Annotated in this window: 15 protein-coding genes; 4 read left to right on the top strand and 11 right to left on the bottom strand. The window is 73.2% G+C overall.

Annotated features, from left to right (window positions below; all coding sequences use genetic code 11):
* Positions 1 to 50: 50 nt before the first annotated feature.
* A complete protein-coding gene (locus tag FZ988_RS19055) occupies positions 51 to 698 on the bottom strand; it encodes a DUF4190 domain-containing protein (RefSeq protein WP_188079143.1) in 648 nt (215 codons plus the stop codon).
* A 159-nt stretch (positions 699 to 857) separates the two neighbouring features.
* Between FZ988_RS19055 and FZ988_RS16120 the strand changes: the two genes are divergently transcribed.
* Positions 858 to 2,243: a uracil-xanthine permease family protein gene (locus FZ988_RS16120; protein ID WP_149205066.1), complete on the top strand. Its 1,386-nt coding sequence runs from the start codon at positions 858 to 860 to the stop codon at positions 2,241 to 2,243.
* A gap of 67 nt (positions 2,244 to 2,310) precedes the next feature.
* On the opposite strand, the gene FZ988_RS16115 is transcribed toward FZ988_RS16120, so the two are convergent.
* From FZ988_RS16115 to FZ988_RS16105, 3 genes are read right to left on the bottom strand one after another with little or no spacing between them, the layout of a single operon-like run.
* Positions 2,311 to 2,988, bottom strand: coding sequence for a LytR C-terminal domain-containing protein (locus tag FZ988_RS16115; RefSeq protein WP_149205065.1), 678 nt, complete (start codon positions 2,986 to 2,988; stop codon positions 2,311 to 2,313).
* Complete coding sequence (locus tag FZ988_RS16110; protein WP_149205064.1) at positions 2,985 to 3,287, bottom strand: type II toxin-antitoxin system VapB family antitoxin; 303 nt, start codon at positions 3,285 to 3,287, stop codon at positions 2,985 to 2,987. Before FZ988_RS16110 ends, FZ988_RS16115 begins: the two co-directional genes overlap by 4 nt.
* A gap of 37 nt (positions 3,288 to 3,324) precedes the next feature.
* The gene (locus tag FZ988_RS16105) at positions 3,325 to 4,341 is read right to left on the bottom strand and encodes a DMT family transporter (protein WP_246169567.1); all 1,017 of its coding nucleotides are present in this window, start codon (positions 4,339 to 4,341) and stop codon (positions 3,325 to 3,327) included.
* Between the two features lie 174 nt (positions 4,342 to 4,515).
* On the opposite strand from FZ988_RS16105, the gene FZ988_RS16100 reads away from it, so the two are divergent.
* Positions 4,516 to 5,064: a gluconokinase gene (locus FZ988_RS16100; protein ID WP_149205062.1), complete on the top strand. Its 549-nt coding sequence runs from the start codon at positions 4,516 to 4,518 to the stop codon at positions 5,062 to 5,064.
* An 86-nt stretch (positions 5,065 to 5,150) separates the two neighbouring features.
* Entirely contained in the window at positions 5,151 to 6,533 is a 1,383-nt protein-coding gene (locus FZ988_RS16095; RefSeq protein WP_149205061.1) for a GntP family permease, read from the top strand.
* A 22-nt stretch (positions 6,534 to 6,555) separates the two neighbouring features.
* On the opposite strand, the gene trxA is transcribed toward FZ988_RS16095, so the two are convergent.
* The 5 genes from trxA to FZ988_RS16070 all read right to left on the bottom strand — a co-directional run bounded on the left by trxA (position 6,556) and on the right by FZ988_RS16070 (position 10,751).
* The gene (gene trxA, locus FZ988_RS16090) at positions 6,556 to 6,927 is read right to left on the bottom strand and encodes a thioredoxin (RefSeq protein ID WP_149205060.1); all 372 of its coding nucleotides are present in this window, start codon (positions 6,925 to 6,927) and stop codon (positions 6,556 to 6,558) included.
* A gap of 112 nt (positions 6,928 to 7,039) precedes the next feature.
* A complete protein-coding gene (locus tag FZ988_RS16085) occupies positions 7,040 to 7,864 on the bottom strand; it encodes an LLM class flavin-dependent oxidoreductase (RefSeq protein WP_188079142.1) in 825 nt (274 codons plus the stop codon).
* Positions 7,865 to 7,990: 126 nt separating this feature from the next.
* Entirely contained in the window at positions 7,991 to 9,100 is a 1,110-nt protein-coding gene (locus FZ988_RS16080) for a hypothetical protein (RefSeq protein ID WP_149205058.1), read from the bottom strand.
* A gap of 144 nt (positions 9,101 to 9,244) precedes the next feature.
* The gene (locus FZ988_RS16075) at positions 9,245 to 9,772 is read right to left on the bottom strand and encodes a flavodoxin domain-containing protein (RefSeq protein WP_188079141.1); all 528 of its coding nucleotides are present in this window, start codon (positions 9,770 to 9,772) and stop codon (positions 9,245 to 9,247) included.
* Positions 9,773 to 9,878: 106 nt separating this feature from the next.
* Entirely contained in the window at positions 9,879 to 10,751 is an 873-nt protein-coding gene (locus FZ988_RS16070; RefSeq protein WP_188079140.1) for an META domain-containing protein, read from the bottom strand.
* A 97-nt stretch (positions 10,752 to 10,848) separates the two neighbouring features.
* Between FZ988_RS16070 and FZ988_RS16065 the strand changes: the two genes are divergently transcribed.
* The gene (locus tag FZ988_RS16065; protein WP_342781348.1) at positions 10,849 to 11,400 is read left to right on the top strand and encodes a VOC family protein; all 552 of its coding nucleotides are present in this window, start codon (positions 10,849 to 10,851) and stop codon (positions 11,398 to 11,400) included.
* A 131-nt stretch (positions 11,401 to 11,531) separates the two neighbouring features.
* Here the strand turns inward: FZ988_RS16065 and FZ988_RS18795 are convergent, their stop codons facing one another.
* Both FZ988_RS18795 and FZ988_RS18790 read right to left on the bottom strand, forming a co-directional pair.
* Positions 11,532 to 12,218: an ABC transporter ATP-binding protein gene (locus FZ988_RS18795; RefSeq protein WP_149205055.1), complete on the bottom strand. Its 687-nt coding sequence runs from the start codon at positions 12,216 to 12,218 to the stop codon at positions 11,532 to 11,534.
* A 19-nt stretch (positions 12,219 to 12,237) separates the two neighbouring features.
* A complete protein-coding gene (locus FZ988_RS18790) occupies positions 12,238 to 12,564 on the bottom strand; it encodes a hypothetical protein (RefSeq protein WP_223145169.1) in 327 nt (108 codons plus the stop codon).
* Positions 12,565 to 12,641: the final 77 nt, after the last annotated feature.

Below are 12,641 nucleotides of genomic sequence, written 5' to 3'. Positions count from 1 at the left end.
CGAAGCCGCACCACGCGGCCGCAGCGTCCCGGGTGCGCAGGGCTCAGACCTCAGTAGGTGCTGGTGCTCCAGGCGGCGGCGAAGACGCCCCACAGGAGCAGCCAGCCGATGATCAGGAGTGCGGTGAGCCCGACCATGGCGTAGCCCAGGATGAGGCCCGCGAGGGCCATGCCGGAGCCTGGCTGGCCCGTCCGGGCGATCTCCTTGCGGGCCATGTGCCCCGTGATCACGGCTGCGACGGACCCGATGAACGGCAGCATGGTCCAGCCCAGGATCCCGGCGACCATGGAGATGAGCGCCATCGTGTTGTTGGCCGGGGCGGGCGCCGCGTAGCCCTGCGCGGCGTAGCCGTAGCCCGCCACGGGGTAGGCCGTCTGCGTCGGGTATCCGTCGTTCGGGTAGCCCTGGTTCGGGTACTGCTGGTTCGGGTACGCCTGAGGGGCGGGCTGCTGGCCGGGGTACTGCTGAGCCGGGTACTGCTGAGCCGGGTACTGCTGAGCCGGGTACTGCTGCTGGGGGTACGGCGCCGGGCTCGGGAACCCCTGCTGCGGCGGGGCCTGCGGGGCCTGCGCCGGGTGGCCGTGCTGCGCCTGCTCGACCGGCTGCGCCTGCTCGACCGGCTGCTCCGCGCCTGACGCGGGGGTGGCGTCGGGGGTCGGCTCGCTGCTCGCGTCCGGCTGCGGGGTGGGCTGGCTCAAGGGTGCTCCCTGGGTGTGGCACGGGGTCGTACGTGCGTTCGGCCACAGCATCCCACAGCGCCCACGGCGCAGGCCGCCGATCGCTAGTCTTCCTCCGGGCCTCCGTAGGCGCCCCCTGCGCCATCGACGGGACGGCCACCACTCGAGGGAGTCGTGCGGATGAGCAGCATCGGTTGGCGCGTGCACGGAGATGGCCGACGGATCGGTACCGGGGCGGTCGTCGCACCCGACGAGCGGCTCACGTGGCCCCGCACCATCGGCATCGGCCTCCAGCACGTCGTCGCGATGTTCGGCGCCACGATCCTCGTGCCCGCGATCACCGGTTTCCCGGCGTCGACCACGCTGTTCTTCTCCGCCGTCGGGACCGTCGTCTTCCTCCTCGTGACCGGCAACCGGCTGCCGAGCTACCTCGGCTCGTCGTTCGCGTTCATCGCACCGATCTTCGCGGCCACCGCGACGGGCGGGCAGTCCGTCGCCGTCGGCGGCATCCTGCTCACGGGTGTGCTGCTCGCGGTCGTGGGCGCCGTCGTCCACCTCGCCGGGTCGCGCTGGATCGACGTGGTGATGCCACCGATCGTCACGGGCACGATCGTCGCGCTCATCGGCCTCAACCTCGCGCCCGTCGCGTGGGGCACGTGCCAGTCGGCCGTCGTCGACGGGGAGATCGTCCAGCAGGGCTGCTCGGGCTTCCGTGCCGCGCCGCTCACCGGCCTCGTGACGCTCGGCTCGATCATCCTCGTGACCGTGCTCTTCAAGGGCATGCTCGGGCGCCTCGCGATCCTCGTCGGCGTCGTCATCGGGTACCTCTTCGCGGTGCTGCGCGGCGAGGTCGACTTCACGGCGTTCGGCGAGGCCGACCTCGTGGGTCTGCCGACGTTCACGTCGCCGACGTTCGACCTGAGCGTCCTCGCGCTCTTCCTCCCCGTGGTCTTCGTGCTCATCGCCGAGAACGTGGGCCACGTGAAGTCGGTCGCGGCGATGACGGGCAAGAGCTACGACGACCTCACGGGGCGCGCCCTGCTCGCCGACGGCCTCGCGACGACGCTCGCGGGCATCGGCGGCGGCTCCGGCACCACGACGTACGCGGAGAACATCGGCGTCATGGCTGCGACGAAGGTCTACTCGACGGCCGCCTACTGGGTCGCCGCCGCCGGCGCGCTCGTGCTCAGCATGTCGCCCAAGTTCGGGGCGCTCGTCGGCTCCGTGCCGAACGGTGTGCTCGGCGGCGCCGCGACGCTCCTCTACGGGATGATCGGCATCCTCGGCGCCCGGATCTGGGTCCAGAACAAGGTCAACTTCTCGGACCCCGTGAACCTCACGACGGCGGCCGTCGCGCTCATCGTCGGCATCGCCGACTACTCGTGGATCCCGCAGGAGGGCCTCGAGTTCAAGGGCATCGCCCTCGGTACGGCAGCCGCCCTCGGCGTCTACCACCTCATGCGTGTGATCGCCCGGTGGCGCGGCACGTCGGCGGAGCCCGCGAGCCCCGCGTCGGTCCCGGGAGGCACGGAGCTCGAGGGCACGAGCGAGGCCGCAGCGCGCTGAGGCCGGTGGCGGCGTGCGCACCGGGAGGGGTGCACGCCGCCGGGCCCGCGTGGGCTGAGGCTGCTGGTCAGCCCTCGGTCTCGGTCTCCGGCTCGACCGCGACCTCGTCCTCTGGGGCCGCCGTCGGCGTCGCCGCGGGGAGCGCGTTCTCGCGGGCGGTCTCGAGTGGCACGCATCCCTCGACCCCGGTGAGGGCGGTCGCCGGGTCGAGCGCGACGGCCGCGGGGTCCGTGAGGCCGGTGAAGGCCTCGCCCACGACGAGGTCGACGGTCGCGTCCGCGCGCTTGTCCATGACGAGGGTCGCACCGTCGACGTAGGCCGCCATCGTGTAGCCGGCGGCGATGCCCGCCTCGCCGAAGGTGATCTGCGCCGTCGTCGTGATCCGTGCGGGGTAGTTGTCCGCGGCGAGCACCACGAAGCCGCGGCCTGCGAGCGCGGTGCTCGTCTCGGCGGCGAGCCCCGACCGTCCGGCGCCGTTGAAGACGCTGACCTGGATGGCGTTCGCGGCCACGGGCAGGGTGCCCTCGGGCGGGCACGGCGGGTCAGGCAGGTTGGGGCCGGTCGGCTCGGGGCTCGGTGACGTGAAGTCGCGCTCGAGGAACGGCACGGACAGGGCCCCGGTGTACACGGCGGCCGAGGCGAGCGCGGCGACGGCCAGCGCGGCGACGAGGGAGCCGAAGACGACGGCCTGCCGCTCGTGCATGTGCCGGCGCCGCAGGTTGCGGTCGCGGTCGGGCGCGGTCACTGCTCGTCCAGGACGAGGACCCGGGCGTGCAGGACGGCGCGCTGCTGGAGGGCGGCCCGGACGGCGCGGTGGAGGCCGTCCTCGAGGTACATGACGCCCTTCCACTGCACGACGTGGGCGAACAGGTCGCCGTAGAACGTGGAGTCCTCCGACAGCAGGTTGTCGAGGTTCAGGGTCCGCTTGGTCGTGACCAGGTCGTCGAGGCGGACCTGCCGGGGCGGAACCTCGGCCCACTGCTTGGGCGTGGTCAGGCCATGGTCCGGGTACGGACGGCCATCGCCCACGGCCTTGAAGATCACAGGGGGAGTCTAGTCAGGCGCCGCAGGGGCGGGGAGGTCACCGCGCCGGGGCGTCCACGACAGGGGGCACGTCGGCGGCGAGTGCGACGTCCGGGCCCACCACTGGCTCGGGGCGGGGGTGGGGGCGGCGACCGGCCCCGCGGCGCGTGACGGCGACGCCGACGAGGCACAGGGCGCCGCCGGCGAGCGCCAGCGCGGGCGGGGCCTCGTCGAGCAGCAGCCAGCCGAGCAGGACGGCGACCGGAGGCACCAGGTACGTCGTCGCGCCGGTGCGGCCCGCGCTCGTCCGGGCGAGCGTGTACGCCCACGTGCTGAACCCGATCGCGGTGGGGAACACGCCCAGGTAGAGCAGGCCCCACAGGGACGCCGGTGCGGCGTCGCTCACGTCCGCGACGAGCTGCGGGGCGAACGGCAGGCACACGACGGTGCCGACCGTGCACGCGATCCACGTGACCTGGAGCCCGGGCAGCGCTCCGAGGAGGGGCTTCTGCAGGATCACGGAGACCGAGTACGTCACCGCGGCGACGAGGCACAGCACGACGCCCCACACGTCGGCCTCGGTGCTGGTCGACGTCGCGGTGCCGATGAGGACGACGCCCGCGAAGGCCACGAGCCCGCCGAGGACGAGGGGGCGCGGGAAGCCCTCGCCGAGCACGACGCCCGCGAGCGCGGCGACGATCAGCGGTGCGACGTTGACGAGCATCGCCGCGGTCCCGGCGTCGACCCTCTGCTCGGCGGTGTTGAGGGCGACGTTGTAGACCCCGAACCACAGGAGCCCGATCGCGACGAGGCGCGGCCAGTGCTCACGCGCGGGCCACGCGGGCCGGCGCGCCACCAGGAACAGGCCCAGGACGAAGCTGCCCACGGCCAGCCGGCCCAGCGTCAGCGGGCCCGGGCCGATGTCGGAGCCGACGCTGCGGATCCCCACGAAGGCCGACGCCCACAGCAGGATCGTGACGCCCATGGCGCCCGCCGCGAGGACGGCCGTGCGGCGGTCGCGAGGTCCGGGCGTCGGGCTCGGGTCGACGCCGCGCGGGGTCGCAGGGGTGCTCACCCGCAGACGGTATGCGCTCGGGGCAGCGCGTGGCTGGCGAGATCCGGCCATCGTTGTGGCAGTTCCCGCCACCGCGCGTCGTCGGACCCCGCCCGTGGTCGGTGGTCGTCGGCGTGCGGGACCACTGGTCGGCCTCGGGTCGCGCACGTCGGCGCCGTCCAGCACAGTGGCCGGATGGAGAGCACGGGCGGGTCGGGGCAGGTCCAGCACGTCGTCGTCATGGGGGTCGCGGGCTCCGGGAAGACGACCCTCGTGGAGCACCTGACGGAGCGCCTCGGGTGGCCGGCTGCGGAGGCCGACGAGTTCCATCCCCAGGCGAACATCGACAAGATGTCGGCCGGCATCCCGCTGACGGACGAGGACCGGTGGCCCTGGCTGCGGTCCATCCGTGACTGGCTGACGGAGCAGACGCGCCGGGGGGAGAGCTCGATCGTGACCTGCTCGGCCCTCAAGCGCGCGTACCGCGACGTGCTGCGCGAGGCGGAGGGGCGCGTGCGGTTCGTCCACCTGACCGCCCCCGAGGAGCTCCTGAGCGAGCGCATGGCGCACCGCACCGGTCACTTCATGCCGACGACGCTGCTGCCGTCCCAGCTCGCGACGCTCGAGCCCCTCGTCGAGGGAGAGGACGGCGTGGTGGTCGTCGTCGACGTCCCGCCGCAGGAGGTCGCCGACCGCACCATCACGACGCTCGGGCTCGAGCCGGCCCCGGGAGCGGGCGGCTGAGCCACCGGGGCCCGCAGGGGTGGGCCCGACGAGCGGCGGCGACCGAGTAGACCGTCACGACACCGCATGACCACCGAGGGGGAACCGTGCCACCGGAGGACTGGACCCAGACGCTGACCGCTGGACCGCTGCTCGCCATCGCTGCGGCGGCGATCGGGCTGCTGCTGTTCCTGATCATGAAGTTGAGGCTCCACGCCTTCCTGGCGCTGATCCTCGTCTCGCTCGTGACGGCCTTCGCCACGGGCGTCCCCGCGGGCTCGGTGGTCTCGGTGCTGACGACGGGGTTCGGCACGACGCTCGGCTCCGTGGCCCTCCTCGTCGGGCTCGGCGCGATGCTCGGCCGGATGGTCGAGACGTCGGGCGGCGCCAAGGTCATGGCGGACACGCTCGTCAACCGGTTCGGCGAGCAGCGCGCACCGTTCGCGCTCGGCGTCGCGTCACTGATCTTCGGGTTCCCGATCTTCTTCGACGCGGGCCTCGTCGTGATGCTGCCGATCGTGTTCGCCGTCGCCCGGCGGCTGGGTGGCTCGGTGCTGACCTACGGGCTGCCCGTCGCCGGCGCGTTCTCGGTCATGCACATCTTTGTGCCACCCCACCCCGGGCCGGTCGCCGCCTCCGAGCTGCTCGGCGCCGACACCGGCCTCGTGATCCTCCTGGGCCTCGTCGTCGCCATCCCGACCTGGTACGTCACGTCCTACATGTACGGGGTGTGGGTCGGGCGCCGCTGGGTGCTGCCGGTCCCCGAGCTGCTCGGCACCCCCGACGAGGACCACCCGGACAACCCGCCGAGCCTCGGCACCGTCCTGGGCGTGCTCCTGCTGCCCCTGGTGCTGATCTTCGTGAACACGGGGCTCGACACGTTGCGTGGTGCGGGCGTGATCGACGGCGAGGCGACCTGGGTGGTCGTCGCACGGGCCCTCGGCTCGACGCCCGTCGCGCTGCTGGTCGCCGTCCTGGTCGCGGCATGGGTGATGGGCCGACGGCGCGGCCGCGACAAGACCGTCATCGAGAAGCTGCTCGACTCGGCGCTCGGCCCGGTGGCGTCGGTCATCCTCATCACCGGGGCCGGTGGCATGTTCGGTGCGGTGCTGCGCGCCTCCGGGATCGGCGACGCGCTCGCGGACGCCCTAGGCGACATCGGGCTGCCGGTGATCGTCGCCGGGTTCGTCGTGGCCACGATCCTGCGGATCGCCCAGGGGTCGGCGACCGTGGCCCTCATCACGGCCGCGGGCCTGATCGAGCCCGCGGTGGCCGCCGGGGACTTCAGCGGCCTTCAGCTCGCGGCCGTCGTCCTCGCCGTCGCCGCCGGCTCGGTCATGGCGTCGCACGTGAACGACTCGGGCTTCTGGCTCGTCGGCCGGTTCTTCGGCATGGACGTGAAGACGACCCTCAAGACGTGGACCGTCATGGAGACGACGATCGGCCTCATGGGCTTCGCGATCGCCGCGGTCATCTTCGCCATCGCCTGACGGCGGGGTTGGACGCCCAGGGTCAGGCGTTCGCGCCCTGCTGCTCGCGGATCTGGGCGTGCACGGCGTCCATGTCCAGTGCCCGCACCTGGCTGATGAGGTCCTCGAGGGCGGATGCCGGGAGGGCGCCCGCCTGGGAGAAGACGAGGACGCCGTCGCGGATGACCATGAGGGTGGGGATCGAGGTGATCCCGGCCTGCGCGGCGAGGACCTGCTCGGCCTCGGTGTCGACCTTGCCGAACGTGAGGTCGGGGTGCTGCTCCGAGGCCTTCTCGTACACCGGGCCGAACATGCGGCACGGGCCGCACCAGGCCGCCCAGAAGTCGACGAGCAGGATCGAGCTGTCCTCGACGGCCTTCTCGAACGTGTCCGCGGTCAGGTTGACGGTTGCCATGGGTGTGCCCTTCGTGTCGATGCGCGTGGGAGAGTATACCCCCAGGGGTATTCAACACGTGTGGTGGACGGGTATTCCCGTGCGCCACAACCTGTGGGGATGGCGTCGGGCTTCAGCGCGGCGGGCCGGCCGCGACCCGCTCGAGCATCTCCTCGTGCGTCCCGCGCAGGCCGAACAGCGACTCGAACCACCACGTGGCCCCGGCGTCGGCGTACTCGCGGCTCAGACCGGGCCCGTCCGCGGGTGAGATGCCGTCGACGACCACGTCGAACGCGGGTCCGGTCGACCGGGTCGACACGCCCGGCTGGTCCTGGAGGTATGCGACGCCCTCGGCGAGCCGCTCGGGTGTGAACGTCACGTCCTGGGCCTCGTCGATGGTCCCGACGAACCAGCCGTCCCAGCGCACGGCGCGGCGCAGCGCCGGCCGGCTGACACCGCCGACCCATACGGGCAGCGAGGTCTGCGCCGGCGCCCCGGCGACCTGCGCGCCGTCGGACCGGTAGTGCTCGCCGTGGTGGGTGACGGTCTCGCCCCGGTACCAGCGGGCGACGAGGTCGAGCCCCTCATCGGTCATCGCCGCTCGCGTGCGGTCGTCCGCGCCGTCACCCACGGGGTCGAGGTCCCAGGGCACGCCCAGGCCGGCTCCGAGTGTCACGCGGCCGCCGCTGAGGGTGTCGAGCGCGTGCAGCGTCCGGGCGAGCAGGTGGGGCCGGTAGCGGGGGACGGGGCTGACGCCGGTCACCAGGCGCAGCGTCGTCGTCGCCGAGGCCACCGCTGCGAGCGTGACCCACGGGTCGCCGACGCCTCCGGGGAAGTGGGCGTGGTCCCAGACGGACACCGCCTCCCACCCGGCCGCCTCCGCAGCGACCGCGAGCTCGACGACCTGCCGTGGGTCCGCGTACTCACCGAACGGGACGACCTCGATGCCGTACCTCACCGTGTGCTCCTTGTCGCGGCGGCGCGCATCCGCGTGCCGGCCGGACGCCGTCAGCCACCTCGCGCCGCCCTCCGGACGCTAGACCCGGGCACCGACACCGCTGCGTGGACGGCCCCGCTGCCGGCGTCAGGACGGCGGGTAGCGCCGCAGCCACGCCTTGGCGGCCTCGCCGTTGCTCGACGCGAGCGGGTGCCGTTCCGCCTGGGTCAGCAGGTCGACGGCGAGCTGGTCGGCGACGTGGCCCACGTCGAGCCGGGCGACGGCGTCGGGCGGCAGCGCCTCGATCCCGTGCGCGGCCCCGAGGAGCGCGAAGGTCACGGCCGAGGCGGCCGGCTGCGGCGTCGCCGTGAGCACCTCCTCGAGGGCGTCGGCGACCTGGTCGCGCTGCGGGTACGTCAGGGCGCAGTGCAGACCCTCGGTCATCGCGCGCAACGCGCTGCGGGGACCCGACGGCACGCCGTGGCTGATGTCGGAGCTCGTGCGCGGGTTCGGCGGCAGGTGGTCCGCGACGGCCCGCAGCGCGACCCGGGCGCGCACGACCTCGTCGGCGTGCGGCACGCCCAGGTAGAGCTCGGACAGGTCGGGCAGCCCCACGAGCGGGTGCACCGCTCCCGTCGCGAGCGTGTGGGCGAGGGTCCGGGTCAGTGCCACGGCGAGCACCTGCCCGACGAGTCCGTGCGTGTACGCGGCGACGTCCCGTGCTGCAGCGCTGAGGTCCGTCGCGAGGTCAGCCGTCGGGCGGGCGGCCGCGAGCAGGGCCACGGGCAGCACCCGCGCGAGCACCAGGTCGCCGATGCTGTCCGACGCCGAGTACCCAGGCCTCGGGTCGAGGTCGCGGCCGAGGTCGAGCGCGGCCTCGATCGCCGGGGCGGACCCGCGCCCGCTCTGCAGCATCGCGATCTCCGACAGCCAGCCGTCGGGCCAGGATCCGGGCTCGGCGGCCTCGCGCCGGTCGACGACGCCGGCGAGGGTGTCCCGCCGTGACCGGTGCGCCCACCGGGTGGTCGCGTGCCAGCAGGCGTCCGCGAGGCCGCCGCCGAGCCCGGTGAGCTGCTCGCGCACGAGCGCCCGGACGAGGCCCTCGGTGCTCGAGAGGAAAAGCATGCTGGGTGTGCCCGCGACGAGCTGCGCGCGCCTGGGTTCGGGTGCGCGGCCCAGCGCGTCACCCAGGCAGTACCCGACCACGAGGCCGCGTGCGCGGCTCCGCAGGTCGGGCCATGCGTCGTCCGCGTGCACGTCGAGCCCCTCGTCGTCCTCGTCCCGCCCGACGGTGTCGGGGCCGGGTGCGCGGCCTCGGCCGCGCGGGACCCAGCCTAGGACCAATGTCCCTGTCGGCGGGCGCGGCGCCGATGTAAGAGCTTCTGCGCGCAAGCCTCGCGGTCAGGCGACGGCGTCGAGAACCGGCGGAAGCGTGTCGGCCCACGCGCGGATGGCGTCCCAGTCGCGGTCGTCGTGCGCGGTCACGCCTCGCAGGCCGCTCGCGGGCAGCGTCGCCGTGAGCCGGTCGCCGAGGGTGAGCCGGTCCGGGTCGTACCGGCCGACGAACATCTCGGCGGCGACCGGCTGGAACCAGGGGATGCGGGCGAGGGCCGCGTCGATCTGCCGACGTGCGCCGGCCAGGTCCTGCGTCGCCGAGACCGGCCCGAGGGCCAGGAGCGCGACGGGCAGGAACGCGAGCTCGTGGCGGTGCACGTCGAGGAAGCGCCTCGCGTCCTTGAGCATGGCGCCCCGGTAGAACGGCGTGGCGAGGACCACGGCCGAGCAGCCGTCGAACGAGCGCACCGCGGACACGGGCTGCACGCGGGCGTCGAGGCCGTGCTCGACGAGGCGTTCCCCGACGGCCGTCGCCACCCCCTCGGTCGACCCGTAGCGCGTCGCGTACGCGACCATGATCGTGCGGGCCGTCATGCGAGCCACCTCATCCGTCGAACCCTGTGCGGCCACGCTAGCCGCCGCGGCAGGGCGTCGTCGCCGGATCGGCCGTGGATCACCTGTGAGGCGTGGTCGGGGCGGCTCAGTCCCGGGCCAGGCGCAGCAGCTCCTCGCCGGCAGCATCCGTGAGCACCAGCGTGCCGCCGTCGAGACCCGCGCGGCCAGCGTTCGCCACCGCACCGGGCACGCCGACGCCGTCGCACGCGATGGCTGTCATCGGTCCCTCGGTCGCGAGCAGGCGGCCCCCCTGGTCGACGGCCCAGCGCCCGGCGGCACCGTTGCAGCCGTCGGACGCCGTCCAGGAGCCGTCGGCACCGAACTCCACGAACGGCTCCTCGGCAGGCCACCCGGAGCCGGACGCCGGGACCCACCGGCCCTCGAGCTCGGCGGCGTCGACGGCCGCCAGCCCCTCCGGCAGGGCGGCGGGCGGCGCCAGCGCGGCGCGGGCTTCGGCCGTCACCTCGGGCGGCTCGGCGTACGCCTCGGCGACGGACGGGATGGGCTCGGGTGCGCCGTCGACCGTGAGCGTCGCGACCACGGAGCCGGTGGCGTCGAGGAGCTCCCAGCCCTCATCCGCGGACCGGTAGGCGGCCGTGCTGGTCAGCCAGGGCACCTCGGGCACGGCGGAGCCCCCGCAGTCGCCCACGGCGCCGAAGACGGCGGTGACCATCGCGGTCCCGGATGCGCTCCACGAGCCCGTCAGCAGCCCGCAGTCACGCCACAGGTCCAGGCCCCACGCGTCCAGGCGCAGCCAGGTGGGGTCGGACTCGCCCTCGGCGTCGTGCACCCGCCACAGGCCGATCAGGTCGACCGGGTCCGCCCCCGCACCCACCTCGGCGTCGGGCCCGGCTCCGGGCGGCGCGCCGTCGTCTCCGCTCCCGCCCGCGCACCCCGCGAGCACCGCGAGCGCGACGAGCGTCGCTGCCGCCGCCCGCAACCGTCCCGCTGCGTGCACCGCGCGCCTCCTCACCAGCGTCGGCCCATCCTGCCCCATTCATACCTGTGTCGCCGGCCTGCCGGCGTTTGCACGCGGGTACTCCGACCCCGCGAAGATGCTCGGCGACGAGCTGTGCAGCGGGCGCTATGCGGTGACCTTCAGAAGCGAGCCCGTTGAGACGTCCCTCGATGCCTCGAGGTACCTGCTGGGCGCACACCGGTCAGGCCGGCTCCCCGAGGCCATGATGGGCACCATGTCGCGCCGAGGACACCTGCACCACCTCGAGCTGTGGCGCGACGACGCAACGCAGCCCGACGGGCCGTGGCCCTGGCTGTTGACCCGGCTGGGCTACGAGCTCACTGGCACCTGGGAGACCGGCCGGAGATGGGCCCTTGGCGACTCCTACCTCGTGCTGGAGTCCGGCAGCGACCACGTGCCCGGACGCGCACAACGGCTCCGCAGCGGGATGAACCACCTTGCGCTGTGGGCCGGTAGTCGGGCGGAGGTCGACGCCCTGGTACGCGACGCTCCCCAGCACGGCTGGAGCCTCCTGTTCGCCGACCGACACCCCCATGCAGGCGGTCCGCATCACTACGCCGCCTTCCTCGAGGACGACGCCGGCTTCGAGGTCGAGCTCGTCGCCGAGGATCCGCCCACCGCCGACTGAAGGACCCTCGTCTGAGTAGCCAGCCAAGGAGTGGCAGAGACGATCGCCCTCCGTGCGCTACTCCCGGCGGAGCAGACCCGGGACTGAGGAGCCGGGTCGCTGTGGGAGCACAAACACGTCACCCTCAGCGCTCAGAGGGCACTCTCGGCATCGACCCGATGCGCGGGGAGGGAGAGCGAAGCGATTCCGAGGGTGACTGCGCTGTCGGCATGGGCTGCGAGTTCTTCGTCGTGCGTCGCGATGACGACGCATGCCCCGTCTGCAGCAGCTCGGGCGAGCAGCCGCGTGACGGTGTCGCGGTTGTCGGCGTCGAGCGATGCGGTCGGCTCGTCGGCGAAGATGTAGCTGGCTCTCTTGTATAGGGCACGGGCGACGCCAGCGCGTTGCTTCTCACCGCCGGAGAGCACCGAGACGCGGTCGAGCGCGCGCCCGGCGAGCCCGACGGTGGCCAGCGCGTCCTCGACGCGCGGCTGCACGCGCCGACGGTTTCGGAATAGTCCCCGTGGGGTGAGGGTGACGTTGTACTCAAGGGAGTCGTCCTCGATGAGGCCGTAGTCCTGGTAGATGAAGGCGGCCTTGTCGCGCCAGAAGCGTTGCCGCGGTCGGTCACCCCATCCGGAGGCGTCGGTTCCGTCGACGCGGATCGTCCCGCGGGTCGGGCGCTGCAGCAGGCCCAGGCAGTTGAGCAGGGTGGTCTTGCCCGATCCGGAGGCTCCCACCAGGGCCAGCATCTCCCCGGGTCGACAGGTCAGGTTGATGGCGTCGAGGATCGTGTGCGATCCGATGGTGACGGTCAGGTCGGTGACCTCGATGCTCACTGGTTCTCCACGTTGTGCGTCAGGCCCTGCGGTGCAGAGAGGCGGCGAATACGGTGCCGGCGGCAACCCGGTGTGCGGCGACGCTGCCCACCAGGTACAGCGGGATGATCGGACCGAGCACGAAAACGGTCTGAGCGGGCGTTGTGCCGTAGGTGGCTGCCGACACCCCTGCGGCGGCCATAACGACGACGAGGATGAACACACCCTCGACGACCGCCTGGTGGGACTGGATGGACCAGTAGGAGCGGCCCGAGCTGTGCAGGGTGAAGATGCGCCGCTGGTTGGTACCGGCCCAGATCTGGGCGGCCTGGACGAGCGCCACCACGAGAGCGAGGACCGCGAGCACTGAACCGCCCCGACTTCCGTAGAGGCTCTCAACCCACGGAGGATGAGGGTCATGGCAGCACCGAGGAAGTATCCCGA

The sequence above is a fragment of the Actinotalea subterranea genome, assembly GCF_008364845.1.
Classification (GTDB): Bacteria; Actinomycetota; Actinomycetes; order Actinomycetales; family Cellulomonadaceae; genus Actinotalea; species Actinotalea subterranea.
The sequence above is the reverse complement of the archived record's forward strand: the minus strand, read 5'-3'. Positions and strand labels throughout refer to the sequence as shown.

What these genes read in the sequence shown, in the direction of transcription:
- FZ988_RS16075 (WP_188079141.1), bottom strand. Translation starts at nt 9,772, where the DNA reads ATGACGGCCCGCACGATCATGGTCGCGTACGCGACGCGCTACGGGTCG.
- trxA (WP_149205060.1), bottom strand. Translation starts at nt 6,927, where the DNA reads ATGGCAACCGTCAACCTGACCGCGGACACGTTCGAGAAGGCCGTCGAG.
- FZ988_RS16065 (WP_342781348.1), top strand. Translation starts at nt 10,849, where the DNA reads ATGCTCGGCGACGAGCTGTGCAGCGGGCGCTATGCGGTGACCTTCAGA.
- FZ988_RS16120 (WP_149205066.1), top strand. Translation starts at nt 858, where the DNA reads ATGAGCAGCATCGGTTGGCGCGTGCACGGAGATGGCCGACGGATCGGT.
- FZ988_RS16100 (WP_149205062.1), top strand. Translation starts at nt 4,516, where the DNA reads ATGGAGAGCACGGGCGGGTCGGGGCAGGTCCAGCACGTCGTCGTCATG.